Source organism: Burkholderia sp. 22PA0106 (genome assembly GCF_047497155.1).
Classification (GTDB): Bacteria; Pseudomonadota; Gammaproteobacteria; order Burkholderiales; family Burkholderiaceae; genus Burkholderia.
This window is the reverse complement of the sequence record NZ_CP163163.1, coordinates 3,767,783-3,791,761: the sequence shown is the minus strand read 5'-3', so window position 1 is coordinate 3,791,761 and position 23,979 is coordinate 3,767,783. Positions and strand designations below refer to the sequence as shown.

Annotated in this window: 23 protein-coding genes; 9 read left to right on the top strand and 14 right to left on the bottom strand. The window is 68.8% G+C overall.

What is annotated here, in order from left to right; translation table 11 throughout:
- Window positions 1-76: 76 nt before the first annotated feature.
- Window positions 77-1,336 (top strand): LysR family transcriptional regulator, encoded by a 1,260-nt coding sequence (locus AB4850_RS31945; protein WP_414443396.1) that lies wholly within the window; start codon window positions 77-79, stop codon window positions 1,334-1,336.
- Here AB4850_RS31945 and AB4850_RS31940 read toward each other — a convergent pair.
- On the bottom strand, window positions 1,330-2,220 hold the full coding sequence (locus AB4850_RS31940; protein WP_414443395.1) for a lipid A biosynthesis lauroyl acyltransferase: 891 nt from the start codon (window positions 2,218-2,220) through the stop codon (window positions 1,330-1,332). The two genes, AB4850_RS31945 and AB4850_RS31940, sit on opposite strands and share 7 nt — an antisense overlap.
- A 261-nt stretch (window positions 2,221-2,481) precedes the next feature.
- Here AB4850_RS31940 and metK point away from each other — a divergent pair, with 261 nt between their 5' ends.
- On the top strand, window positions 2,482-3,672 hold the full coding sequence (gene metK / locus AB4850_RS31935; RefSeq protein WP_414443394.1) for a methionine adenosyltransferase: 1,191 nt from the start codon (window positions 2,482-2,484) through the stop codon (window positions 3,670-3,672).
- 276 nt (window positions 3,673-3,948) lie between these two features.
- On the opposite strand, the gene AB4850_RS31930 is transcribed toward metK, so the two are convergent.
- Complete coding sequence (locus AB4850_RS31930) at window positions 3,949-4,308, bottom strand: hypothetical protein (RefSeq protein ID WP_414443393.1); 360 nt, start codon at window positions 4,306-4,308, stop codon at window positions 3,949-3,951.
- A 363-nt stretch (window positions 4,309-4,671) separates the two neighbouring features.
- Between AB4850_RS31930 and AB4850_RS31925 the strand changes: the two genes are divergently transcribed.
- Window positions 4,672-5,442 carry a phytanoyl-CoA dioxygenase family protein gene (locus AB4850_RS31925; protein ID WP_414443392.1) on the top strand — a complete coding sequence of 257 codons (771 nt, stop codon included), beginning with the start codon at window positions 4,672-4,674 and terminating at the stop codon, window positions 5,440-5,442.
- A 93-nt stretch (window positions 5,443-5,535) separates the two neighbouring features.
- Here AB4850_RS31925 and AB4850_RS31920 read toward each other — a convergent pair whose 3' ends face one another.
- The 4 genes from AB4850_RS31920 to AB4850_RS31905 all read right to left on the bottom strand — a co-directional run bounded on the left by AB4850_RS31920 (window position 5,536) and on the right by AB4850_RS31905 (window position 8,798).
- Window positions 5,536-5,742, bottom strand: coding sequence for a DUF3185 family protein (locus AB4850_RS31920; RefSeq protein ID WP_414443391.1), 207 nt, complete (start codon window positions 5,740-5,742; stop codon window positions 5,536-5,538).
- A gap of 165 nt (window positions 5,743-5,907) precedes the next feature.
- Window positions 5,908-6,096 (bottom strand): hypothetical protein, encoded by a 189-nt coding sequence (locus AB4850_RS31915; RefSeq protein ID WP_414445672.1) that lies wholly within the window; start codon window positions 6,094-6,096, stop codon window positions 5,908-5,910.
- A 139-nt stretch (window positions 6,097-6,235) separates the two neighbouring features.
- Window positions 6,236-7,153: a DMT family transporter gene (locus AB4850_RS31910; RefSeq protein WP_414443390.1), complete on the bottom strand. Its 918-nt coding sequence runs from the start codon at window positions 7,151-7,153 to the stop codon at window positions 6,236-6,238.
- Window positions 7,154-7,526: 373 nt separating this feature from the next.
- Window positions 7,527-8,798 (bottom strand): MFS transporter, encoded by a 1,272-nt coding sequence (locus tag AB4850_RS31905; protein WP_414443389.1) that lies wholly within the window; start codon window positions 8,796-8,798, stop codon window positions 7,527-7,529.
- 383 nt (window positions 8,799-9,181) lie between these two features.
- Here AB4850_RS31905 and AB4850_RS31900 point away from each other — a divergent pair, with 383 nt between their 5' ends.
- A complete protein-coding gene (locus AB4850_RS31900; protein ID WP_414443388.1) occupies window positions 9,182-9,394 on the top strand; it encodes a hypothetical protein in 213 nt (70 codons plus the stop codon).
- Window positions 9,395-9,433: 39 nt separating this feature from the next.
- Complete coding sequence (locus AB4850_RS31895; protein WP_414443387.1) at window positions 9,434-10,465, top strand: serine/threonine protein kinase; 1,032 nt, start codon at window positions 9,434-9,436, stop codon at window positions 10,463-10,465.
- Between the two features lie 64 nt (window positions 10,466-10,529).
- Here AB4850_RS31895 and AB4850_RS31890 read toward each other — a convergent pair whose 3' ends face one another.
- Together AB4850_RS31890 and AB4850_RS31885 are read right to left on the bottom strand one after the other, a co-directional pair.
- Window positions 10,530-11,948, bottom strand: a complete 1,419-nt coding sequence (locus tag AB4850_RS31890; protein WP_414443386.1) for a coniferyl aldehyde dehydrogenase — start codon at window positions 11,946-11,948, stop codon at window positions 10,530-10,532.
- 41 nt (window positions 11,949-11,989) lie between these two features.
- A complete protein-coding gene (locus AB4850_RS31885) occupies window positions 11,990-13,666 on the bottom strand; it encodes an isovaleryl-CoA dehydrogenase (RefSeq protein ID WP_414443385.1) in 1,677 nt (558 codons plus the stop codon).
- 218 nt (window positions 13,667-13,884) lie between these two features.
- Here AB4850_RS31885 and AB4850_RS31880 point away from each other — a divergent pair, with 218 nt between their 5' ends.
- On the top strand, window positions 13,885-15,537 hold the full coding sequence (locus tag AB4850_RS31880) for a GMC family oxidoreductase (RefSeq protein ID WP_414443384.1): 1,653 nt from the start codon (window positions 13,885-13,887) through the stop codon (window positions 15,535-15,537).
- A 10-nt stretch (window positions 15,538-15,547) separates the two neighbouring features.
- Here AB4850_RS31880 and AB4850_RS31875 read toward each other — a convergent pair whose 3' ends face one another.
- From AB4850_RS31875 to fliF, 6 genes are read right to left on the bottom strand one after another with little or no spacing between them, the layout of a single operon-like run.
- Entirely contained in the window at window positions 15,548-16,999 is a 1,452-nt protein-coding gene (locus tag AB4850_RS31875) for a flagellar hook-length control protein FliK (RefSeq protein WP_414443383.1), read from the bottom strand.
- An 18-nt stretch (window positions 17,000-17,017) separates the two neighbouring features.
- Window positions 17,018-17,479 (bottom strand): flagellar export protein FliJ, encoded by a 462-nt coding sequence (fliJ, locus tag AB4850_RS31870; RefSeq protein ID WP_414443382.1) that lies wholly within the window; start codon window positions 17,477-17,479, stop codon window positions 17,018-17,020.
- Between the two features lie 2 nt (window positions 17,480-17,481).
- Window positions 17,482-18,951 carry a flagellar protein export ATPase FliI gene (fliI, locus tag AB4850_RS31865; RefSeq protein WP_414443381.1) on the bottom strand — a complete coding sequence of 490 codons (1,470 nt, stop codon included), beginning with the start codon at window positions 18,949-18,951 and terminating at the stop codon, window positions 17,482-17,484.
- 7 nt (window positions 18,952-18,958) lie between these two features.
- Complete coding sequence (fliH, locus tag AB4850_RS31860; RefSeq protein WP_414443380.1) at window positions 18,959-19,642, bottom strand: flagellar assembly protein FliH; 684 nt, start codon at window positions 19,640-19,642, stop codon at window positions 18,959-18,961.
- On the bottom strand, window positions 19,635-20,630 hold the full coding sequence (gene fliG / locus AB4850_RS31855; protein WP_414443379.1) for a flagellar motor switch protein FliG: 996 nt from the start codon (window positions 20,628-20,630) through the stop codon (window positions 19,635-19,637). The genes fliH and fliG overlap by 8 nt, the downstream gene beginning before the upstream one ends.
- Complete coding sequence (fliF, locus tag AB4850_RS31850) at window positions 20,620-22,416, bottom strand: flagellar basal-body MS-ring/collar protein FliF (protein ID WP_414443378.1); 1,797 nt, start codon at window positions 22,414-22,416, stop codon at window positions 20,620-20,622. The genes fliG and fliF overlap by 11 nt, the downstream gene beginning before the upstream one ends.
- A gap of 289 nt (window positions 22,417-22,705) precedes the next feature.
- Here fliF and fliE point away from each other — a divergent pair, with 289 nt between their 5' ends.
- From fliE to AB4850_RS31835, 3 genes are all read left to right on the top strand, one after another.
- Window positions 22,706-23,047, top strand: coding sequence for a flagellar hook-basal body complex protein FliE (gene fliE, locus AB4850_RS31845; RefSeq protein WP_414443377.1), 342 nt, complete (start codon window positions 22,706-22,708; stop codon window positions 23,045-23,047).
- Between the two features lie 145 nt (window positions 23,048-23,192).
- Window positions 23,193-23,630, top strand: coding sequence for a flagellar export chaperone FliS (gene fliS / locus AB4850_RS31840; RefSeq protein ID WP_414443376.1), 438 nt, complete (start codon window positions 23,193-23,195; stop codon window positions 23,628-23,630).
- Window positions 23,627-23,959, top strand: a complete 333-nt coding sequence (locus AB4850_RS31835; protein ID WP_414443375.1) for a flagellar protein FliT — start codon at window positions 23,627-23,629, stop codon at window positions 23,957-23,959. Before fliS ends, AB4850_RS31835 begins: the two co-directional genes overlap by 4 nt.
- Window positions 23,960-23,979 lie beyond the last annotated feature (20 nt).

The window sequence follows — 23,979 nt, the reverse complement described above, 5'->3', positions numbered from 1 at the left end:
CGCAATATGTAGTGAGGCCTGGCACATAAATTTTGGTTAAGCTAGGGGTTTCCACAGAGACGACCCAGGGGGACGGATGGCGATTCGCGACGACGATCCGCACGACGACGACCTGTCGCGGCTGCGGCGGCTGTTCCTGTTCGACGCGGTGTGCGAGGCGGGCGGCATCGGCCAGGCCGCGGCGCGCGCCGGACGCACGCAGCCGGCCGTCAGCCTGGCGATCGCCAAGCTGGAAGCCAGTTTCGGTGGCCAGTTGTTCGTGCGCGGTTTCGGCGGCAGCGAGCTGACGGCCGACGGCGCGATCCTGCAGCGGCGCGTGCGGCGCATGCTCGACCAGATCGAGGGCGGCATCGCGGCGCTGGTGGGTGAGACCACGGCGAGCAAGGCCGGCACGGCTGGCGCGGCCCATGCGGCGAACCTGTGCCGCCACCTGACCGACGCGCAGGTGCGCTGCCACATCGCGATTTCCGAAGCCGGTTCGGCGGCCGAGGCGGCCATGCGGCTCGGCATTTCGCAGCCGGCCGTGCATCGCGCGGCGCGGCAACTGGAGGAGACGGTCGGCGTGTCGCTCTACCGGCGCCGCGTGCACAGCGTGGCCGCGAATCCGGCCGGCATCGAGTTCGCGCGCCGCCTCAGCGTGGCGCTGGTCGAGATCGCCCAGGCGCGCGAGGATCTGGCCGCCGCGCGCGGCCAGCTCACCGGCAAGCTGGCGATCGGCCTGCTGCCGATGCTGCCGCCGCGCCGCGTCGCGCGGGCGATCCAGCGCTTGCGCGCGCGCTATCCGGCGGCGCGCGTGACGGTCGACGAAGGCTCGTACGAGCGCCTGTCGCGGGAATTGCAGAACGGCGCGCTCGACGTGATCGTCGGCGCGCTGCGCGAGCCGCGCGTGACGGGGCTGCTCGGCGAAACCGAGCTGTTCGCCGATCCGTACGTGATCGCGGTGCGCAAGGGCCACCGGCTGGCGCGGCGCAAGCGGGTGGCCACGCGCGATCTGGCGGCGTACGAATGGGTGGTGCCGCAGCGCAACGTGCCGCGCCGCACCGTGATCGATGCGCTGCTCGCGCAACTGACGGTGAAGCCGCCGCTGGTGGTCGAGACGAGCTCGCTGGCGATGATGGTGGCGATGCTGGCGGAGAGCGATTGCATCACGCTGCTGCCGCGCTCGCAGATCGACGAGGCGTTTCCGGGCAGCGAGATGGCCGCGCTGGAGCTGGAAGCTCCGGAGGCGCGGCGGGTGGTGGGCTATACGCTGCGTGCCGACTGGCTCGGCACGGCGGTGCAGCAGGCGTTTCTCGGCTACCTGCGCGACGAGTGCGCCGCGCGCGTCGCTCAATAAAAGCCGGGCTGGCCTTCGGGGCGCGTCTTGAAGCGCTTGTGGACCCAGTAATACTGCTCGGGTATCAGCAGGATCTGCTCTTCGAGGAAGGCGTTCATGCGGCGCGCATCGAGATCGTCGTCGCCGGTGGGGTAGTTCTCCCACGGCTTGAATACGCGCAGCCGGTAGCCCTTGTAGTTCGGCAGCACCTCGCCGATCACCGGCACGAGCTGCGCGCGGCCGGTTTTCGCCAGCCGGCCCACCGCGGTCAGCGTGCAGGTGGGAATCCCGAAGAACGGCACGAACGTGGAGTTGCGCACGCCGTAATCCATGTCGGCGCCGAGCATCACCGGCTTGCGGTCGCGCAGCCAGCGCAGCACGATGCGCGCGCTGTCGGCGCGGCCGGCCATTTCGGCATCGAAGCGGCTGCGCGCGCGCTTGGCCTCGACCTCGAGGATCGGGTTCGAAAATGGTTGGTACAACGAACCGCAGGTGCGCTGGAGCTCGCGGTTGATCCAGATGGTGCCCGCCTCGATGCCGACGAAATGAAAGCCGAGCAGCAGCGTGGGCGGCATGTCCGGATCGGTCAGATCGATCGCGCTGTCCACCTCGATCAGCTTGGCGAGCTTCTTCTCGGAGCCGAACCACTGCACGCTGCGCTCGACGTAGCTGCGGATCGCGTGACGGAAATGCTTGCCGGCGATTTCCTCGCGCCGCGCGTCGCTCCACTCAGGAAAGCAGAGTTTCAGATTCGTATGTACGATGCGTTTTCGCCTGCTCGGAATGCGATAGAGCAGCCAGCCGAGGCCGTCGCCGAAGCGCGCCGTCACGCCGTAAGGCAGTACTGCGAACAGCTTCAGCACAAGCAGTGCGAGCCGGGTGGCGAGGCGCCCTAGCATGCGCATGCTCCATGCGCTTGCGCGGCAGGCGGAAAAGGATGGGAGTTCTGAAGGATCGTGAGGGCCGGCACGTCGGGGCTCTTGCGTGACTGATGAATAAAGTCGCTATAATACGGGCTTCGCCGAGTTAACTGACAACTTGCGGGGCGAAGCCGGCAGGGCCAAAGCGCTCATCCGGATCAAGAAATCCGCTAAAGCGTCGCCGCTTCAATCGCTTCCGAAGCTGGCTACGTGAATGCAACCGTAACCACACAGGAGCTGACTCAAGTGGCAAACGACTTCTTCTTCACGTCCGAATCCGTATCCGAAGGTCATCCGGACAAGGTCGCAGATCAAATTTCCGACGCTATCCTCGACGCGATCCTCACGCAGGATAAGTACTCGCGCGTGGCCGCCGAAACGCTGTGCAATACCGGTCTCGTCGTGCTGGCGGGTGAAATCACCACCACCGCCAACATCGACTACATCCAGATCGCGCGCGACACCATCCGTCGCATCGGCTACGACAACACCGATTTCGGCATCGACTACAAGGGCTGCGCGGTGCTGGTCGCCTACGACAAGCAATCGCCGGACATCGCGCAAGGCGTCGATCGCGCGCACGACAACAACCTCGATCAGGGCGCGGGCGACCAGGGCCTGATGTTCGGTTACGCGTGCGACGAAACGCCGGAACTGATGCCGCTGCCGATCTACCTGTCGCACCGTCTGGTCGAGCGCCAGGCCAACCTGCGCCGCGACGGCCGCCTGCCGTGGCTGCGTCCCGACGCGAAGTCGCAGGTCACCGTCCGCTACGTCGACGGCAAGCCGCATGCGATCGACACCGTGGTGCTGTCCACCCAGCATTCGCCGGACATCGACCTGCCGCAACTGCGCGAAGCCGTGATCGAGGAGATCATCAAGCCGACGCTGCCGGCCGAGCTGATCAAGGGCGACATCAAGTTCCTCGTGAACCCCACCGGCCGTTTCGTGATCGGTGGCCCGCAAGGCGATTGCGGCCTGACCGGCCGCAAGATCATCGTCGATACCTACGGCGGCGCAGCCCCGCACGGTGGCGGCGCGTTCTCGGGCAAGGATCCGTCGAAGGTCGACCGTTCGGCCGCCTACGCGGGCCGTTACGTCGCCAAGAACATCGTCGCCGCGGGCCTGGCCTCGCGCGCGCTGATCCAGGTGTCGTACGCAATCGGCGTGGCCGAGCCGACCTCGGTGATGGTCAACACGTTCGGCACGGGCAAGGTGTCCGACGACGTCATCACGAAGCTCGTGCGCGAGCATTTCGACCTGCGTCCGAAGGGCATCGTGCAGATGCTCGACCTGCTGCGTCCGATCTACGAAAAGACGGCCGCCTACGGCCACTTCGGCCGCTCGGAGCCGGAATTCACGTGGGAAGCGACCGACAAGGCGCTGATCCTCGCCGAGGCAGCCGGCGTCGAGCCGGTCGTGGCGCAAACGGCGTAAGCCGCGTCACGCTGGCCGCGCGCTTCGGCGCGCAAAAGAAAACCCCGGTCCAGGCCGGGGTTTTTTGTTGATGCGGAGACGGGCGGCGTGTCGTTGGCGCGGCGGGAGGCTTTACCGAAGCATGGCCGGATCGCGCGATACGCTCGATTCGGGCCGCCTGAGCGCTGACGTGCCGATACGTATCGCAGAAGCGCTGAGGCGGCCGACCAGGCTGCCGCAGCCGAGCATGCCGCCGAAGGCCCCGCGTACCCGCCTCAAGCGGCGGGCCACTTCGTTTCAGCGCGCGCCGAACGCGAACCAGCCTGCGCTGGCCAGCAGGCGACGCGGGCGGTTGACGCGGCGGCGCGGGCCGTTCGCACGGCGCAGCGTCAGCAGGCGCAGCGACGACGGCTTGCGCAGCAGCGCCGGCAGGCCGAGGCGGCGCGTGTTGGCGTGGGCGCGCATCGCAGCCAGGAAGTTGTGCAGCCACGTGCGCAGGCCGCTGCCGAGGCGCGGTGCGGACGGCGTGACCGCGCGGCTGGCCAGGGCACGCGTGCGCGCCTGATGGTGGCGCAGCGTGCGCACGATCCGGCGCGGCTCGAGCGGCGCGAGACGCTTGGCGGCGCGGGTCAGACGGGAGGTGAGGCTGAAAGACATGACGATGTGACTTGGCTCGTAAAGGGCCGGATCGGTGACCTCTTCGGGTGGCCGGATTCCGACGCCTGAGTAAAAGTGGCCCCTGGCGACTTACCGCTGCATGGTAGCGGATGCCAAAAAAGACGGCGCCAGTCGAAATGACAGGCCGCGACAGGCTACCGGCGATCCGTGTCGCCAGGAAGTCGTGCAGGCCCGAGGCCGTCCCGGGCCGCCGAATGTCGTTCGCGGGGTTAGTCCGTGCGGGCGGCGCGACAGTTCCGAGGCACTCGCGAAAAAAGGGCCGGGCGCCGCCCGGGCCCGGGTTCCGCCGAATCGTGCGCCGTCATACAATCATCGATTCATCAAAACGACACCGAGTCGACCATGTCTTCACAGCAGTCCGAGATGATTCGCGCGCAGATCGCAGCATTGCGCGAGCACGGTTACGTGATCGCCCGCGGGCTGGTCGCGCCGGAAACCTGCGCGGCGCTGAAGGCCGAGGCCGAGCGCGAGTTGCACGAGGCGGCCGAGCCGCTCGAATTCGAGGCCGACCTGCGTTATCCGGGTGCGCCCGAATCGAAGGATGCGCCGGGCGGCAAGACGGTGCGCCGCCTGCTCGACGCGCATGGCCGTTCGGCGGCGTTCGCCGCGCGTGCCACCGCGCCCGAGATCGCCGCCTGGATGCAGGCGTATTTCGGCGAGACGGCGCTGCTCTCGCGCGTGCATCACAACTGCATGATGACCAAGCATCCGATGTACGGCAGCCTGACCGGCTGGCATCGCGATTTCCGTTATTGGGCGTTCGAGCGGGCCGATCTGGTGTCGGTTTGGCTTGCGGTGGGCGCCGAAACCAACGAGAACGGCGCGCTCTGGCTCGTGCCCGGCTCGCATACGGCCACGTTCGGCGCCGAGGCGTTCGACGACGCGAAGTTCTTCCGTGGCGACCTGCCCGCCAACCGGGCCATGATCGACCGTGCCGTGTGCCCCGAACTGCAACCGGGCGACGTGGTGTTCTTCCACTGCAATACGCTGCATTCGGCCGGGCAGAACCGCAGCGATCGCGTGAAGTTCTCGCTCGTCTACACCTATCACGGCGAGAGCAACCGGCCGGTGGCCGGGTCGCGCTCGGCATCGAAGCCGGATGTCAGGCTGTGAGGTGACGTGCAGCGCGTGCGTCGCGCATCGATAAAAAAAGCAGCCCGAATCGGCTGCTTTTTTCATGGTGCGGCGCTGGGTGGGGCGGCGCGTTCAGCGTTTGCCGCCCGGCATCGCCAGGCCGATCAGTCCGGCCAGCGTCGCCACGGCGCCGCCCGCGACGAGCAGGATCGTCTTGGTGGCCGGCGAACCGGTGAACAGGCGCGACAGGCTGTCGTTGAACGAATGGAAGGACTGGCCGCCGAAATACAGCAGCACGAGGCCGCCGACAATCAAGGCAACCGAGATCGCTCGGGTCATGGATTTCCTCGCAGGAACGCATCGTCAGGACGCCGCAGTGTAGCGGCACCGGGATGCGCACGTCCATGTCCGGCCCGGCGTGACGGCCGCGAGAGCGAAGCGGGAAAGCCACGGCGCGCGCCGCGAGGGCCGCGCGCCGTGCATGCGCGATGATCCGCTGCCGCGCTAGATCAGCGCGGGCAAGCCCTCCACCAGCAGCAACGCGACGCCCACGCCGAGCATCGCGCCGATCACGCGCAGCAGGTTGTGCCGGACGTGATGCGTGCCGCAGGGAACCGCGCCAAGGAACAGTGCGCCGGCAAGCGCCATCGGAATCAGAAGAATGAAATCGCCTACGGTGAAGTAGCCCATGATTGTCTCCCTCCTCGATCGAATCCGCTCATCGTGATGCGGGCGGTTGATTGGAGTATAGGCAAGGAAAACTCACATTTCGCATTCCAGATTGTTACCGATTCGGGGAAAGACTTCCCGGCGCACAGGTACGCGCGCCGCCCTATCGTTCGCTTTCCGAAACATTACCGATGGCTTTCTTGTTCGGCATCGCTCGATCGGGCGCATGGCGGAACACCAGCACCAGGCCGGCCAGGATCGCGGCGATCCCGGCGATTTCGAGCCGGCCCGGCAGGTTGCCGAAACCGATCGCATCCATCAGCGTGGTGACCACCGGCACGAGGTAGAACAGGCTCGTCACGTTGACGGCGTCGCCGTCGCGCATCAATCGATAGAACAGCATCTGACCGGCCACCGAGATCACGAGGCCGAGCCACAGCACCGCGACGACGAACGGCCAGCCGGCCTCGAATGCGAGCGCGCCGGCCGGCGCGAACGGCACGCAGGCGAGGCTCATCGCGAGGCCCACGGCGTTCTGCATCGCCAGGCCGTCGGCGGGCGCGACGCCGCTGTGCTTTTGCAGCAGCGCGCCGGCGGTGATCGTGACGAGCGCCGCCAGCGCGATCGCCACGCCGGCCAGCGAGACGCCGCCGCCGTCGAGGCCGTGCCAGACCACCAGCGCCAGCCCGGTCAGCGCGAGCAGCAGGCCGGCCAGGCGCGGCACGGACCAGCGCCGCTCCACCAGCGCCAGCGTCAGGATCGGCTGCGCGCCGAGCAGCGTGGCCAGCATGCCGGGCGTGATGCCGTGCTGGAGCGCGAACAGGTACGTGATCGAATAGCCGCCCATCAGCGTGCCGATCAGGGCCGTGATGCGGCGCCCGCCGCGCGGCGGCAACCATCGGCCGCGCCGGCCGGCGATGGCCGCCAGCGCAAGCGAGGCCACTGCGAAACGCGCGATCAGGAAGGCCAGCGCCGAGGCATGGCGCACGCCGAGTTCGGCGAAGATGGCGCCGCTGCTCCAGAGCAGGACGAACGAAGAAGTGGTGAAGCGCGCGACGAACGCGCGTTGCAGAAAACGCATGGGAGATCCCGTGTCGATCGGAGTCGGCGACGGTCGCGCGCGTGCCCGCGCCGCGCGAAGCGCGAGCGTGGGAAACGGGCGGAACCGGTGAGTGAAACGTGCCGGCGCGGGTCAGCCGCGCCGGGCCGCGCGAAGCGGCGGGGGCGCGCCGAGGCGCGGCGGATCGACAGGGGGAGGGGGCGCGGCTTGCGCACGCACGAGCCGCCGCGCCAGAGGCGGCAGGCAATCGATGACGTGGACGGGCGCGTGAAGCCGCATGTTTCGGAAACCGTAGTAAATCGGACGAATCGCTACGTTAGCGCAGCGCGTGGTGCGCCGCAAGCGTGGCGCGTGCCAGCGGGCGGCGTTGCGCACCGCTTGCCGCGCAACCCGATCAGGCGGCCCCGGCGCGTTCGCGCGTGCGCAGCCAGATCGAGGCCAGCAGGCCGAGCGCCAGCAGCGCGCCCACCAGCGTGGTCACGCCGGCCCAGCCCGAGCCGCTCCAGGCATGCCCGCCGAGCGAGCCCATCACGCTGGAGCCGATGTAGTACGACAGCAGATACAGCGCGGCGGCCTGCCCCTTGCCTTCCTTGGCGAGCCGTCCGACCCAGCCGCTCGCCACCGAATGGCCCGCGAAGAAGCCGAACGTGACGCAGGCGATGCCGGCCGCGATGGCCGCCACCGGCGCGAGCAACGTGAGCGCGACGCCTATCGCCATCATCACGATGCTGCCGATTAGCACGCGCCCGCGCCCGAGCGAATCGGCCATGCGCCCCGACCACGGCGACGCGAACACCCCCACCAGATACACGATGAAGATCGCGCCGATGGTGGCCTGATTCATCGAATACGGCGGCGCCAGCAGCCGGTAGCCGATGTAGTTGTAGAGCGTGACGAAGCTGCCCATCAGCACGAACGCCATCAGGAACAGCGCGGGCAACTCGCGGCGGCCCGTCAGGTGCCGCGCCAGCGCGCTGCGATGATGCGCGAGGCCCAGCCCGCGGCGCGGCGTGAAGTGCTGCGACGGCGGCAGCAGCGCGCGGAACGCGAGCATCGAGGCGAGGCCGAGCACGCCGATGCCGGCCACCGCGATGCGCCAGCCGAACAGCTCGGCCAGCACGCCGGTGATCACGCGCCCGGCCATTCCGCCGATCGCGGTGCCGCCCACGTACAAGCCCATCGCCAACCCGAGGCCGTCGGGATGCACTTCCTCGGCGAGATAGGCCATCGCCACCGCCGGCACGCCGCCGAGCGCGAGGCCCGTCAGCGCGCGCAGCACCAGCAGTTGATGCCAATGCGGCACGAACGCGGCGGCCAAAGTCAGCAGCGAGGAGAGCGTCAGCGACAGCGTCATGAGCCGGTGCCGGCTCAAGCCCTCGGACACGAAGCCCGCCACGAAGATCGCGAGCGCGAGCGCGGCCGTCGCGAACGACAGCGAGAGGCTGCTCTGCGCGGGGCTGACGTCGAACGTCGTCGAGAACTCGGGCAGCAGCGGCTGCACGTAGTAGAGCAGCGAGAAGGTGGTGTAGCCGGCAAACAGCAGCGCGATGCTCGCGTGCCAGTAGCCGCGCGTGCCGCGCTCGAGATAGGGTGGCACGGAAGGGGGCGGGGCGGCCTGCGCGGAGCGGCTGGCGGCCGGCTCCGGCGACCCGGGCGAAGCGGTCACGCTGATTCTCCAGACAACGAACAAACCGCCACGATACGCCGGTTGCCGCGATCGCGCCCCCACGAGAAGCGGTTGCGCGTGCATGCAGCGGCGTTCGTGTTGCAAACAACGTCACGCAATAGGCATGTTTTTGTGTTCTGCTGACCGTCACGATAGTCGGGTTATGATGATGCACGCCGGTCTGTTTTCCGGTGCGGCCGGTCAAGCCCCGCGTTCGGGGCGCCGCGGCCGGATCGCGGCAAGCGCCGTGACGTGATTGGGCATCGACGCAATTCCATCGAAGTGCGAATCGATTGACAACGGAGTCGTGTTTTCGCCCTTGGGCGGCGCATTCCAGTATTCGCGGCCGGCACACCGGCCGGTTTTAGAAGCGGGGAAACATCATGCATGTCGGTTCGATTGTCTGCACTACGCATATCGCCGTTCCGAAGGGGGCACGCGGCATCGTCCAGCGCCTTCTCGGAGACATGGCGATGGTGACCTGGTACGCGGGCGTGCCGGGCGACTCGAAGGAACTGAACACCGAACCCTTCTTTCTCGAGGACCTGATCGATACCGGCGAATCGGTGTTGCCCGCGGGCGCGGCGATTCACTGAGATCTCGTCAAGCGCTGCCGCGCGGGGCACAATGCCGGCATGCACGACGACTCCATCGAACCCACCCCGGCCGGCGCCAGCGCCGGCCTTCCTTTTGCGGGCCTCACGCCCGAGCGCGTGCTCGATGCGCTCGACAGCGTGCTGATGCCCGCCGGCCTGCGCACCGACGGCCGCCTGCTCGCCCTCAACAGCTACGAGAACCGCGTCTATCAGGTCGGCATCGAAGACAGCCAGCCGATCGTCGCGAAGTTCTACCGGCCGCAACGCTGGTCCGATGCGGCGATTCTCGAAGAGCACGCGTTCGTGGCCGAACTGGCCGCGCGCGAAATTCCGGCCGTGCCGGCGCGCACGCTCGACGGCCACACGCTGCATGCGTTCGAGGGGTTTCGTTTCTCGGTGTTCGACCGTCGCGGCGGGCGCGCGCCCGAACTCGACCGGCGCGACACGCTCGAATGGCTCGGCCGCTTCATCGGCCGGATTCATGCGGTGGGTGCGACCGAGTCGTATCGCGAGCGGCCCACGCTCGATATCCGCAGCTTCGGCTACGAGCCGCGCGATTACCTGCTCGCGCAGGACATGATTCCCGCCGAGTTGCGCGCGGCCTACGAAACGGTGGTGTCGCTGGCGCTCGAAGGCGTCGAGGCCGCGTTCGAGCGGGCCGGCGACGTGCGCCTGCTGCGTGCGCACGGCGATTGCCATCCGAGCAACGTGCTGTGGACCGATGCCGGCCCGCATTTCGTCGATTTCGACGACAGTCGCATGGCGCCCGCGATCCAGGATCTCTGGCTGCTGCTGCCGGGCGACCGCGCCGGCGCATCGGCGGCGCTGGCCGACCTGCTGGCCGGCTATGAGGATTTCTGCGAATTCGATCCGCGCGAGCTGCATCTGGTCGAGGCGCTGCGCACGTTGCGGCTGATTCACTATTCGGCATGGATCGCGCGGCGCTGGGACGATCCGGCGTTCCCCGCCGCGTTCCCGTGGTTCAACACGCATCGCTACTGGGAAGAGCGCGTGCTCGAACTGCGCGAGCAGATCGGCGCGATGCAGGAAGGGCCGCTCTGGCCCGTCTGATTCCGAGCGCCAGGGCAGGCCGTTGCGCATGCAACGGTCCTGCCCGCCACGTCTGAATACCCCCTCAGAACTTCAACATCAACTTGATCAGCCCTGCGAAGCGTTTTCCGTAGGGCGGCGAGAGCAGGTTGCGCGCGTTCAGGCGCGACTGCGTCAGCACCGGTTTCATCTTCGAGAACGTCACGAAGCCGTCGTAGCCGTGATACGCGCCCATTCCGCTCGCGCCCACGCCGCCGAACGGTAGCGTGCCGCAGGCGATGTGCATCAGCGTCTCGTTGATCGACACGCCGCCCGAGATCGTGTGGTGCATGACGCGCTCGATGCTCGCGCGCGATTCCTCGAACAGATACAGCGCCAGCGGCCGCGGCCGCGCGTTGACGTAGGCGATCGCCTGATCGAGCGTGTCGTACGGCACGATCGGCAGCAGCGGCCCGAAAATCTCCTCCTGCATCAGCGGCGACGCATCGGGCGTGCCGGTGATCGCGATTGGCGCGAAGCGGCGCATGGCCGGATCGGCGCTCGCGTCGGTCAGCGGATGCAGCGTGGCGCCGGCGGCCTGCGCCTCGGCGGCGAGCCGGTCGAGCCGCGCGAAATGCCGCTCGGAGATGATCGAGGTGTAATCGGTGTTGCGGGTGAAATCCGGATACAGCTTCGCGATGCGGGCGCGGGCCCGCGCAATGAATGCTTCTTCCTTGCCGCGCGGCACCAGCACGTAGTCGGGCGCGATGCAGGTCTGGCCCGCGTTCAACGTCTTGCCGGCGACGATCGCATCGACGGCATTGTCGAAGCGCGCGCCCGGTCCGACGATGGCCGGCGACTTGCCGCCCAGTTCGAGCGTGACCGGCGTCAGGTGATCGGCGGCGGCGCGCATCACATGGCGGCCGACCTGCGTGGAGCCGGTAAACAACAGGTGATCGAACGGCAGCCGGCTGAACGCCGCGCCGATCTCCGCATCGCCGTTGACCACGGCCACGTGATCGCGCGAGAACGTCTTCGAAATCAGGACTTCGAACAATTCGGAGGTGCGCGGCGTCAGTTCGGACATCTTCACGATCGCGCGGTTGCCGGCCGCGAGCGCGCAGATCAACGGCCCGGCCGCGAGCAGCACCGGGTAATTCCACGGCACCACGATGCCGATCACGCCGAGCGGTTGCGGGATCACCGTGGCGCGCGCCGGCATCAGCCACTTGTTCATCGGCTTGCGGCGCGCGCGCATCCAGCGCTTGCCGTGGCGCAGCGCCTCGTCGAGTTCTTCCTTCGCCATCCAGATTTCGGAGAGCAGCACTTCCTGCTTGGCGCGGTGGCCGAAATCGGCGTTGATCGCCTCGGCCAGCGCGTCGGCGTGGTCGATCAGCATCGTGCGCAGCGCGCGCAAATGCCCCGCGCGCGCGTCCCACGACGGATACGGTGCGCGCAGATAGGCGGCGCGCTGGTCGTGCAGCAACGCGTCGAGCGTGGCGAGGCCGGGCAGGTCGTTCTTCATCGTCTCCTCCTGTTCTTGGCTGGCGGGATGGCGGCCGAACCTCAGGCCGGGAACGCGCGCTCGATCAGCGCGGCGTGGTCGAAACGGGCGGGCAGCGTGCCGTAGACGCGCCCCGATTCGTGGCTCGCCGCGCCGAAGCGCGTGGCCTCGAACGCGTCGGCCACGGCCTCGGGCGCATGGCGGTGCAGCAGCGCGGCCTGGGCGATCAACGCGATGCGCTGCGCGATGCGGCGCGCCGACGCTTCGCGTTCGTCGGGCGGCAGCGCGAACGCGCGCGTCAGTTCGTCGAGGGCGCGCAGCGCGTCGGGATGCGCGGCCAGATCGGCGCGCCAGGCGGCGATCAGCGCGGCGGCCGCGTCGGGCTCGCGCTCGATCGCGCGCAGCACGTCGAGGCACATCACGTTGCCCGAGCCTTCCCAGATCGAGTTGACGGGCGCCTCGCGATAAAAGCGCGCCATCGGGCCGGTTTCGACATAACCGTTGCCGCCCCACACCTCCATCGCCTCGCCCGTAAATTCGAGCGCGCGCTTGCAGACCCAGAACTTCGCGGCCGGCGTGACGATGCGACGCCAGCCGCGCGCCTCCGCCGATTGGCCGTCGTCGTGCTCGACCGCATCGGCAAGCTGCATGAACAGCGTGCTGGCCGCTTCCGATTCGATCGCGAGATCGGCCAGCACGTTGCGCATCAACGGCTGCTCGGCGAGGCGCTTGCCGAACGCGCTGCGATGGCGCGCATGGTGGATCGCCTGCACGAGCGCGGCGCGCATCAGCGCGGCGCTGCCGATCACGCAATCGAGCCGGGTGAGGTTCGCCATCTCGATGATGGTCGGCACGCCGCGGCCTTCCTCGCCGATCATCACGCCGTAGGCATCGAGGAATTCCACCTCGCTGCTCGCGTTCGAGCGGTTGCCGAGCTTGTCCTTCAGGCGCTGCACCTGCACGGCGTTCTTGCGGCCGTCGGGCGCGAAACGGGGCACGTAGAAGCACGAGATGCCGGCGTGGTCGCCGGTGCGCGCGAGCACCAGGTGCGCGTCGCATTGCGGCGCGGAAAAGAACCACTTGTGGCCGACCAGCCGGTACGACTCGCCGCGCCCGCCCGCGCCGAGCGGCCAGGCGCGCGTCTCGTTGCTGCGCACGTCGGAGCCGCCCTGCTTCTCGGTCATGCCCATGCCGATCATCATCGAGCGCTTGTGCGCGAGCGGCACGTCGCGCGGGTCGTGCTCGCGCGTGTAGAGCTTGTCGCGCAGCGTGTCGAACAGGGCCGGTTCCTTTTGCAGCACGGGGATGCTCGCGAACGTCATGGTCAGCGGGCACAGCGAGCCGGATTCGAGCTGCGCATGCAGGAAATAGCTGGCGCAGCGTGCGGCCATCGCGCCCGTGCGCGGCTCGGCGAACGGCAGCGCATGTGCGCCCTCGGAGCGTAGCAGTCCCAACAATTGGTGCCAGCTTGGATGGAATTCGAGCGCATCGATGCGCTCACCGCGTGCGTCGTGCGTGGCGAGTTCGGGGGTGTGGCGATTGGCGAGTTCGGCGAGCGCGAGCGTGTCGGGCGTGGTGAGCGTGGCGCCGTGTTGCGCGAGCGCCGTTCGATGCCAGCCCGCGCCGTGCCGTTGGACGGCGGCCGCGAGCGCGGCGTCGGTTTCAAACGCGTTGTAATCGGCGAGCGGCGGCGCCTGATTCGTAACTCGATGCGTGGCCGTCAGAACCTGCTGATCCATTCCTGTGTCTCCCATTTCGCGGGAGGCGGCTGCATCGAACCGCGCTCCGTCGCGCGAGGCGAATCCGGCCATCTTAAGGCGGGACGCGGCCGGCGTTTAGAGGAATCGCTCTTGATTCGATGCGCCGCGCCGCGCGCCGCGTTCCTACAATGCGCGGACATTACAAGCGAAAAACGACCCGAAGCCGGTCGCTGTCCATGACATGAAGGAGACATGACATGCAGTACGACTACTTAATCGTCGGTGGCGGTTCGGGCGGCGCGAGCCTCGCCGCGCGCCTGGCCGACGCCTGCCCCGACGCGACCATCGCGCTGATCGAAGCGGGCGGCAGCAATCAGCGCAACCTGCTCGTCAACATGCCGGTGGGCATCGCCGCGCTGGTGCCGTTCAAGATCGGCACCAACTACGGCTACGAAACCGAACCGCAGCCGGGCCTCGGCGGCCGTCGCGGCTACCAGCCGCGCGGGCGCGGCCTCGGCGGATCGAGCGCGATCAACGCGATGATCTACACCCGCGGCCATCCGCTCGATTACGACGAATGGGCGGAGCTGGGCTGCACCGGCTGGGGCTGGAACGACGTGCTGCCGTACTTCCGCCGCGCCGAGGGCAACCAGCGCGGCACCAACGCCTGGCATGGCGGCGACGGCCCGTTGACGGTGTCCGACCTGCGCTTCAAGAATCCGTTCGCACAACGATTCATCGATGCGGCGCACGCGGCCGGCTATCCGCTCAACGACGATTTCAACGGCCCCGAGCAGGAAGGCGTGGGCTTCTATCAGGTCACGCATCGCGACGGCGCGCGCTGCAGCGTGGCGCGCGCCTATCTGTACGATCGGCCGCGCGCGAACCTGTCCATCCTGACCGGCGCCACGGTGCTGCGCATCGGCTTCGACGGCAAGCGCGCGACCGGCGTGACGCTCGCGCGCGGCGGCAAGGTCGAAACGCTGGGCGCGCGCGCCGAGGTGATCGTCTCGGCCGGCGCGTTCAATTCGCCGCAATTGCTGATGTGCTCGGGCATCGGCCCCGCCGACGAACTGCGCCGCCACGGCATCGAGGTGGTGCACGACGCGCCTGAAGTCGGCCAGAACCTGATCGACCATATCGATTTCATCATCAACAAGCGCGTGAACTCGTCGGAGCTGGTGGGCGTGTGCGTGCGCGGCATCGCGAAGATGACGCCGCAAGTGCTGCGCTGGCTGCGCAAGGGCGACGGCATGATGTCGAGCAACGTGGCCGAGGCGGGCGGCTTTCTCAAGAGCGAGCCGGGGCTGGACCGGCCCGACCTGCAACTGCATTTCTGCACCGCGCTGGTCGACGATCACAACCGCCACATGCACTGGGGCTTCGGCTATTCGCTGCATGTCTGCGCGCTGCGCCCGAAAAGCCGCGGCACGGTCGCGCTGGCGAGCGGCGACGCGCGCGATGCGCCGCGCATCGACCCGCGCTTCTTCAGCGATGCACGCGATCTCGACCTGCTGCTGACGGGCGCGAAGGCGATGCGGCGGATTCTCGCCGCCGAGCCGCTGGCCTCGCAGGGCGGTCGCGAGCTGTATACCGATCCGTCGGACGACGATGCAACGCTGCGCGCCACGATCGTCGCGCACGCGGACACCATCTACCACCCGGTCGGCACCTGCCGGATGGGCAGCGATGCGCGCGCCGTGGTCGATCCGCAATTGCGGGTGCGGGGCGTGGAGGGCTTGCGGGTGGTGGATGCGTCGGTGATGCCGACGCTGATCGGCGGCAATACCAATGCGCCGTCGGTGATGATCGGCGAGCGCGCCGCGGAATTCATCGCGGCGGCCCGCCGGGGCGGCGCGGCGCCCGAGACGATCCGCGCCAAGCCGTCGGCCGTGGCGGCCGGCAACTGAACGGAGGCGCTTACGCGAATGTATCGACCATCCCGACGCGCTGCTGCGTCGCGGCGCTCGAGGTGCTCGCGGCAACGCCGGCCAGGGCGTCGGCGCCCGAGCCCGACGCGCCGTATACCGCGCCGCCGCGTCGCGTTGCGCTTCCGCCCGAGGATTGCTGTTGCGCGTCCTGCTGCGCGAATCCGGCGCCGCCATCGCTGACGTTCGCGCTGCCCAGGCTCAGGCCGTTCGATTCCATCGCTTCACGCAGCTTCGGCAGCGCGGCCTCGACCGCCTCGCGCACTTGCGGATGCTGCGACACGAACAGCGCGTGCGCATGATTCTCGGCAACGCTCAACACCACCTGGAGCGGGCCGAGATCGGGCGGGTTCAGCGTCAGCGAGGCGCTTTGCTGATGCGCGCTCGAGAGGAACACCACCTTCTGGCTCAATTGGTCGGTCCAGTCCTGCGAGCCGACGCGTGCGGCGAGGCTCGCTTCGGTGGCGCTCGCGCCGGCCGTGGTGGCGGTGCTCGTCTGCGACAGCGGCGAGGCCTGCTGCGCGGCGGCGGCGGCCAGCGCCGATTGCGAGGCGCTGGTGTCGGCCTGCGCGAGCATGGCGTCGGTATGCGTGCTGGTGGTCGCGCTGCCGGCCGTGTTCGAGGCGTTCGCGGCGGCCGCGAATTCGGACGGCGAGACGGCGGTGGTCGGGTTGCGGTCGGTGGCGGCGTGGGCGATCGCAGCACCCGCGTTGCCGTTGCCGAGTTGCGCGCCGGCATTGTTGCCGGTGGCGCCGTTGCCCGCGTTGGCGTCGTGGGCGGCCGGGATCGCGGCGGCCGCCGCGCCGCCGTTGGTCAGGCGATCGAGCGCCGCGTGCAGCGCGTCGGCGATGCCGTTGCCGGTGGCGGCGGTGGCATTGGCCGTGGCGTTCGTGCCCGCTGCGAGTTGCGCGGCCGCCGCTGCCTTTGCGTCGGTGGCGCTGGCCGTGGCCGCGCTGGCGGCATTGGCGGCCAGTGCGTTGGCGGCGGCCGTGGCCGCGGCGCTCGCGTCGGCGCTGCTGCCATTGCCGGTGGTGCCGTCCTGGCGCGCCTGCAATTGCGCCTGGATCGCGGCGGCAGCGGCGAGCGCGGCGGCATCGGCCGGCGTCGTCGCGGCTTGCGACGCGTCCTGGGTGTCGTCCGAGCCGTTGGTCTGATCCGATTTGCCGTGATGGCCGCGATGGCCATGCACGCCGCCGACGCCGGTGTCGGTGCTGCCCGTATTGGACGCCTGAGCCTGGGCCGCCGCCGCGGCATTGGCTGCCGCGTTCGCGGTGCTGCTGGCGGCCGGCTTCGGCTGCTGTTGCTGCTGCTGGCTCGCCACGCTGTGCTGCAGCGTCTGCGAGAACGGCGTCGAGGCCTGGCTGGCGGCGTCGTTGCTGCGCGTGCTCTGGGTCACGGCGCTGGCGGCGTCGAGCAGCGATGCGGTCAGGGAAAGAGCGGGCATGGCGGTGTCTCGGTCGAATTATTCGGAAGCGTGCGCGGCGTCGGCGCGCATGCGCAGCATCTTCGCCGCGTGTTCGTCGGCGTCGCGCTGCTCGCGTTTCGCGGCACGGTGCTCCTCCTGCTTGACGCCGCGGGCCTGCAGGATTTCATACGAACCGACCGTGCGCTTGCGGTCCTGCCACGCCGGGCGGGCCACATCGAGGCGCGCGTCGGCGGCGCCGACGATCCGGCGCTGCTGGCCGATCGCCGCGTCGAGCGTGTCGATGAACGACTGGAAATTGCGCATCTTGCCGGCGGCCATGCCGGACTTGGCCTCCTCGGCGAAGCGCGCGTGGTATTCGTCGCGATAGCGCATCAGCGCATCGAGCTGCTCCTGCGCCGAGGTGCGGTCGCGCTGCGCCTGGCCGAGCTGCTTGGCGGCGTTGTCGAGTTCTTCCTGGGCACGGTCCAGCAGGATTTGCAGCGGAAAGCTTGCAGCCATCGTCAGCCTCCTTCGGCGGGGAACAGGGCATCGAGCGCGGCCATGCATGCGTCGAACGGCGCGCATTCGCGAAAGCCCTGCTGAAGAAACGATTCGATGCGCGGATACAGCGCGATCGCTCGGTCGAGGTGGGCGTCGCGGCCCGGCGCGTAGGCGCCCACCGCGATCAGGTCGCGGTTGCGCTGGTAGCGCGACAGCATCTGCTTGAAGCGGCGCACGCGGTCGAGGTGGCGCTCGTCGATCAGGGCGGTCATCGCGCGGCTGATCGATTGCTCGATGTCGATTGCCGGATAGTGGCCGGCCTCGGCCAACTGGCGTGACAGCACGATGTGGCCGTCGAGGATCGCGCGCGCCGAATCGGCGATCGGGTCCTGCTGGTCGTCGCCCTCGGTCAGCACCGTGTAGAACGCGGTGATCGAGCCGCCGCCCTCGGGGCCGTTGCCGGTGCGTTCGACCAGCGCCGGCAGCTTGGCGAACACCGACGGCGGGTAGCCCTTGGTGGCCGGCGGTTCGCCGATCGCCAGCGCGATCTCGCGCTGCGCCATCGCGTAGCGCGTGAGCGAATCCATCAGCAGCAGCACGTGCTTGCCCTGATCGCGGAAGTATTCGGCCAGCGAGGTGGCGTAGGCCGCGCCCTGCATCCGCAAGAGCGGCGAGACGTCGGCCGGCGCGGCCACCACGACCGAACGCGCGAGGCCGTCCTCGCCGAGGATCTGCTCGATGAATTCCTTCACTTCGCGGCCACGCTCGCCGATCAGGCCGATCACGATCACCTCGGCGCTGGTATAGCGCGCCATGGTGCCGAGCAGCACCGATTTGCCGACGCCCGAGCCTGCGAACAGGCCCATGCGCTGGCCGCGGCCCACCGTCAGCAGCGCGTTGATCGCGCGCACGCCGACGTCGAGCACATGGTGGATCGGCTCGCGTTCGAGCGGGTTGATGGTGGGGGCCGACAGCGGCGCGTCGATGTCCGCGCCGAGCGGGCCGAGCCGGTCGAGCGGGCGGCCCGAGGCGTCCACCACGCGGCCGAGCATCTGCCAGCCCACCGGCAGGCGTTTCGCGCCGGCCAGCGGATCGGCGATCGGCGCGCGCTCCAGCGGCCAGACGCGCGCGCCGGGCAGCACGCCGGCCACGGCGGTGGTCGGCATCAGGAACAGGCGGTCGCCGGAGAAGCCCACCACTTCGGCTTCGGCCACCGGCAGCGTGCTGCCGGCCGGCAATTCGATGATGCATTCGGCGCCCACCGACAGCCGCAACCCGGTCGCTTCGAGCACCAGGCCGGCCGCGCGCGTCAGGCGCCCGCTCGGGCGCAGCGGCAGCGCGCGCGCGCCGAGCTCGCGCATCGCGTCGAGCTTGCCGCGCCAGTGCGCGACGTGCGGATTGGCCGCGAGCGCCGCAGCAGCCGCCGCCGATGCGGCCGCGGCCTGGGCGGCGGCGGAAGCTTTCGGGGCGGTGTCGGCGGCGCGGGTCATGATGGGCTTACCACTCGCTCGAATGGCCGAGCGCGGCGGCCACGCGCTCCCAGCGCGTGGGCAGGGTCGCGTCGATCTCGCCCGAGGCGGCCTGCGCGCGGCAGCCGCCGCGCTCGATGTTCGGATCGACGCGCACGGTCCAGCCGCGCGTGTCGAGTTCTTCCTGCAGATAGGCTTCGACCACCGGCAGATCGGCGGTGCCGACGATCAGTTGCGGTGCGCCGGTCAGCGCCGGCTCGGCGGCCAGCGCCTCGCGCGCGGCGGCCAGCACGGTGCTCGGGTCGAGCTGGACGTGCTGACGCAGCACCTGTTGCGCCAGATCGAGCGCCAGTTGCGCGAGATCGTCGGCCAGCGCGTCGCGCGCCCCTTGCAGCGCCTCGCCGAACGAGCGCGCGAGCGCCGCGAAATGCTCGGCCGCGATATGCATTTCGGTGCGGCCCGCCTCGATGCCGGCCGCGTAGCCCGCTTCCTGGCCGGCGTGATAGCCGAGCGCGTGGCCTTCGGCCTGGCCGCTCGCCATGCCCTCGGCATGCGCGGCGTCGCGCACGCGCTGCAGTTCGGCGGCCAGCGCGGCCGCGGCGGCTTCGCTGTTGTCCTCGGGCGGCGGGGGCGGTTTCGGGTCGAACGAGGCCATCTCCCACCGCTGATAGGCGGTGAGGGTGGCGGCGCTGCCGTGCGCGCGCTCAGACATACGCGTCTTCCGCCTTGCCGCCCAGCACCACCTGGCCGTTCTCGGCCAGCGTGCGGACGATCGTCAGGATCTTGCGCTGCTGCTGCTCCACTTCCGACACGCGCACCGGGCCGCGCGCGTCGAGATCCTCGGCGAGCAGTTCGGCCGCGCGTTGCGACATGTTGGCCAGGAACTTCTGGCGCAGCGGCGGTTGCGCGCCCTTCAGCGCGATGATCAGCGTTTCCGACTCGACTTCCTTGAGGATCAGCTGGATCGCGCGATCTTCCAGGTCGAGCAGGTTCTCGAACACGAACATCTCGTCGATGATCTTCTGCGCCAGGTCCGGGTCGTAGGACTTGACGTTCTCGATCACCGATTCCTCGTGCGTGCTCGTCATGAAGTTCAGGATTTCGGCCGCCGTGCGGATGCCGCCCATCGGGCTGCGCTTGAGGTTGTCGCTGCCCGACAGCAGGCCGGTCAGCACCTCGTCGAGTTCGCGCAGCGCGGCCGGCTGGATGCCGTCGAGCGTGGCGATCCGCAGCAGCACGTCGTTACGCAGCCGCTCGGTGAAGCACGAGGCGATTTCGGAGGCCTGATCGCGGTCCAGGTGGACGAGGATGGTCGCGATGATCTGCGGGTGCTCGTTCTTGATCAGCTCGGCCACCGCGCCCGAGTCCATCCACTTGAGGCCCTCGATCCCGCTGGTGTCGCTGCCCTGCAGGATCCGGTCGATGATCACGCCGGCGCGGTCCTCGCCGAGCGCCTTGGTCAGCACCGAGCGGATGTAGTCGCCGGAGTCGAGCGACAGCGCCGAATGCTTTTCGGCCTCGCCCACGAACTCCTTGAGCACCTCGTCGAGCTGCTCGCGCGTGACGTTCTTCAGCGTGGCCATGGTCACGCCGATCTTCTGGACCTCGCGCGGGCCCAGGAACTTGAACACCTGCGCCGCTTCTTCCTCGCCGATCGACATCAGCAGCAGCGCGCTTTTCATCAGGCCTTCAGCGCTCATCGCTCACCCAGTTTTTCACGACGGCCGCGACGATCTTCGGATCCTGCTTGGCGATCGAGCGTGCGTATTCGAGATTGCGTTCGTAGCGGTGCTTGTCCGCCTCGAACGGGAGGAGGGCCGGATCGTCCGAGGCGCCGCCGGCGGCGTTCGATTCGAGCGCCGGCAGGCCGTCGAGCGCGGGCTCGTCGGGGCCGCCCAGTGCGGCCAGGCCAGGAACGGCGGCCGGCTCGGGCGGGGGGAACGCGCGGCGCATCGCCGGGCGCACGAACATGAAGTACAGCGCGGCGGCGGCGGCGGCGATGCCCAGCCACTTGGCGATGTCCTTGGCCATCGCGATCATGTCCGGGGTGCGCCACCAAGGCACGTTGGCCAGCGGATCGGCGATTTCGGTGAACTGGCTGTTGACCACGTTGACCGAGTCGCCGCGCTTGGCGTCGAAGCCCATCGCGTCCTTCACGAGCTGCTGGACCTGCGCGAGCTTGTCGGCCGTCAGCGGCTGCATGGTGACGTGGCCCTTGGCGTCGGCCACCGGCAGGTTGTTGACCACTACCGCCACCGACAGGCGCTTGACGCCGCCCGTGGCCTGTTCGACGTGACGCACCGTCTTGTCGAGTTCGTAGTTGGTGGTCGAATCCTTGTGGTCGCTGACCGGGGTCGGCGGCGTGCCGGCCGCGCCGCTGGCGCCCGTGATCGGGGCCGAGGCCGGCTGCGGCGGCGTGTTCGACAGCGCGCCCGGCACGCCGCCCGCGCCGCTTTGCGACATCTCGGTCGAGCTGGAGGTCTGCTGGCTGCGGATCGCGGCCTGCTGCTGCGCGCCGTTCGGGCTGTAGCTCTCCGAGGTCTGCTCGGCGTGCGAGAAATCGATGTCGGCGCTGACCTGGGCGCGCGTGTTGCCGGCGCCGAACATCGGCGCGAGGATCGTGTCGATGCGTTTCTCGGTGTTGCGCTCGACCTGCTGCACGTACTTGAGCTGGTTGGCGTCGAGGCCCGAGGCCGACGACTGCTGGGTCAGCAGGTTGCCGTCCTGGTCGACGATCGTGACGTTCTTGGCCGGCATGTCGGGCACGCCCGAGGCCACCATGCGCGTGATCGCGAGCACCTGGCCGTCGTCGAGCACGCGGCCCGGGTACAGATCGACGAACACCGAGGCGCTCGGCGCCTCGCGGTCGCGCACGAATACCGACGGCTTCGGGATCGCCAGATGCACGCGCGCGCCGCGCACGGCGTTGATCGATGCGATGGTGCGTTCGAGCTCGCCTTCGAGCGCGCGCTGGTAATTGACCTGCTCGGCGAACTGGCTGATGCCGAACTTCTGGTTGTCCATCAGCTCGAAACCGACCGAGCCGCCCTTGGGCAGGCCCATCGCGGCCAGCTTCAGGCGCGTTTCATGCACCAGATTGGACGGCACCAGGATCGCGCCGCCGCCGTCGGTGAATTGATACGGGGTATTGGATTGCTGCAATGCAGTAATGATGGCGCCGCCGTCGCGGTCGGACAGGTTGCTGTACAGCACCTTGTAATCCGGGGCGCGGCTCCACAGCACCAGCGCAACGATGGCGGCGATCACGAGCGCCGTGATGATCACGAACGGCAGCTTGGGATTGGTGCGCATCCGCGACAGGCCCGAGAAGCCGGACAGGCGCTCGGCAAAGCCGCCCAGACCGAAGTCGGCAGCGCCTGCGCCAGCGCCCGGCAGCGCGCCACCGGGCATCGCCGCGTTGGGCGGCGTGCCGGCGACGGCGGTGCGCGCGTCGGGGTTGATCAGCGAATTGGCCTGCGAATCCATGCTTCGGGGTTCTCCACAGCGGCTGCCGCTCGGCCGAGCGGACGGACAATGACACGATGCGATTATTCCGGCTCGCGCCCACCCCCCATCGGCCGAAAAGAACCGAGTTTTACCCGTACTTCACCGGCTTTGCCGCCGGGGGCGCTTGCTATCCTTGCTCGCAATCCGGCATCGCGCCGTTTTGCTGCCCCCTCGGGGCGGCCGTCGCGAACCACCGGGGCCGGATCGGGCGTGCCAGCCTGCCGGTCCGGCGCCGGTCCGTCACCCCGACTCTTTCTGCGGAGACTTCATGACTGCGCCCGTCAACGGAATCGCTTCGGCGCTCCAACAAATGCAGGCGATGGCCGCCCAGGCCACCGGCAGCGCCAGTGCGGCGGCCACCGGCGCCAGCAACGGCGCGGCCACGGCCAGCAGCTTCGCGAGCGCGCTGAAATCCTCGCTGGACAAGATCAGCGACGCGCAGGTCACCTCGGCCAACGAGGCCAAGGCGTTCGAACTCGGCGCCCCGAACGTGTCGCTGAACGACGTGGTGGTGGACGCGCAAAAGGCCAACATCGGCTTCCAGTTCGGGCTTCAGGTCCGTAACAAGCTGGTCAGCGCCTACAACGACATCATGCAGATGTCGGTCTGAACGACCCTCTTTTTGCGTCCGATACGGCCCGCGCTCTAAAGCTTTCCTCGCCCTTACCGATAACGCCGTTATTACTCTGCGTTACACGTGCCGTTTCGACGGGCGTCGCGTAACCCGTCACGATCGCACCAACAGGAGGGCCGTCATGTTTTCCCCAGGACACGCTGGAGCCAACGCCTACGCGCGCGTCGGCGTCGAGACAGGGGTGATGGGCGCGTCTCCGCATCGCCTGATCGCCATGCTCTACGAGGGCGCCCGCAAGGCGATCGCCCATGCACGCCTGCACCTGAGCGCCGGCAACGTCGGCGCGCGCGGCGACGCGATCGGCAAGGCCATGCGGATCGTCGAGAACGGCCTGCAGGCGTCGTTGAACGTCGAGGCCGGCGGCGAGATCGCCGGCCGGCTCGACGCCCTTTACGCCTACATCGTGCGCCGCCTGCTCGAGGCGAACGTGAAGGCCAGCGATGCGATGCTCGTCGAGGTCGACGGGTTGCTCGCCACGCTGGAGGAAGCCTGGAGCGGCATCGCTCCGGAAGTCGCACGCATGATGGCATCCCAAGCCCAGCCGGAAATCGCACGATGAATCGCAAGGCAGCCTACCTCGCCCTCTATGAGGCTATCGCGGATGTATCCGGCCAGATGCTGACGGCCGCCCGCGATGCCGACTGGACGGCGGTCAACGGGCTGCAGACCGAGTATCAGGTGCTCGTCGACGGCCTCCGGGTCGCCGAAGAAGGGGTACTGCTCGATCAGGCCGAACGCGGCCACAAGTACACGCTGATCCGCCGCATCCTGGCCGATGACGCGGCGATTCGCGATCTGGCGAGCCCCGAAGTGGCCCGGCTGTCGGCGCTGTTCGACGGTGGCCGCTCGACGCGGATGCTCAAGGATATCTACCGGGCACGTCGCTGAACGCGACAGGCGGCCATCAC

Coding starts and splice junctions, on each gene's coding strand:
- AB4850_RS31945 (WP_414443396.1), top strand. CDS start 77: ATGGCGATTCGCGACGACGATCCGCACGACGACGACCTGTCGCGGCTG.
- AB4850_RS31940 (WP_414443395.1), bottom strand. CDS start 2,220: ATGCGCATGCTAGGGCGCCTCGCCACCCGGCTCGCACTGCTTGTGCTG.
- AB4850_RS31930 (WP_414443393.1), bottom strand. CDS start 4,308: ATGTCTTTCAGCCTCACCTCCCGTCTGACCCGCGCCGCCAAGCGTCTC.
- AB4850_RS31925 (WP_414443392.1), top strand. CDS start 4,672: ATGTCTTCACAGCAGTCCGAGATGATTCGCGCGCAGATCGCAGCATTG.
- AB4850_RS31920 (WP_414443391.1), bottom strand. CDS start 5,742: ATGACCCGAGCGATCTCGGTTGCCTTGATTGTCGGCGGCCTCGTGCTG.
- AB4850_RS31910 (WP_414443390.1), bottom strand. CDS start 7,153: ATGCGTTTTCTGCAACGCGCGTTCGTCGCGCGCTTCACCACTTCTTCG.
- AB4850_RS31900 (WP_414443388.1), top strand. CDS start 9,182: ATGCATGTCGGTTCGATTGTCTGCACTACGCATATCGCCGTTCCGAAG.
- AB4850_RS31895 (WP_414443387.1), top strand. CDS start 9,434: ATGCACGACGACTCCATCGAACCCACCCCGGCCGGCGCCAGCGCCGGC.
- AB4850_RS31890 (WP_414443386.1), bottom strand. CDS start 11,948: ATGAAGAACGACCTGCCCGGCCTCGCCACGCTCGACGCGTTGCTGCAC.
- AB4850_RS31885 (WP_414443385.1), bottom strand. CDS start 13,666: ATGGATCAGCAGGTTCTGACGGCCACGCATCGAGTTACGAATCAGGCG.
- AB4850_RS31880 (WP_414443384.1), top strand. CDS start 13,885: ATGCAGTACGACTACTTAATCGTCGGTGGCGGTTCGGGCGGCGCGAGC.
- AB4850_RS31875 (WP_414443383.1), bottom strand. CDS start 16,999: ATGCCCGCTCTTTCCCTGACCGCATCGCTGCTCGACGCCGCCAGCGCC.
- fliJ (WP_414443382.1), bottom strand. CDS start 17,479: ATGGCTGCAAGCTTTCCGCTGCAAATCCTGCTGGACCGTGCCCAGGAA.
- fliI (WP_414443381.1), bottom strand. CDS start 18,951: ATGACCCGCGCCGCCGACACCGCCCCGAAAGCTTCCGCCGCCGCCCAG.
- fliH (WP_414443380.1), bottom strand. CDS start 19,642: ATGTCTGAGCGCGCGCACGGCAGCGCCGCCACCCTCACCGCCTATCAG.
- fliG (WP_414443379.1), bottom strand. CDS start 20,630: ATGAGCGCTGAAGGCCTGATGAAAAGCGCGCTGCTGCTGATGTCGATC.
- fliF (WP_414443378.1), bottom strand. CDS start 22,416: ATGGATTCGCAGGCCAATTCGCTGATCAACCCCGACGCGCGCACCGCC.
- fliE (WP_414443377.1), top strand. CDS start 22,706: ATGACTGCGCCCGTCAACGGAATCGCTTCGGCGCTCCAACAAATGCAG.
- fliS (WP_414443376.1), top strand. CDS start 23,193: ATGTTTTCCCCAGGACACGCTGGAGCCAACGCCTACGCGCGCGTCGGC.
- AB4850_RS31835 (WP_414443375.1), top strand. CDS start 23,627: ATGAATCGCAAGGCAGCCTACCTCGCCCTCTATGAGGCTATCGCGGAT.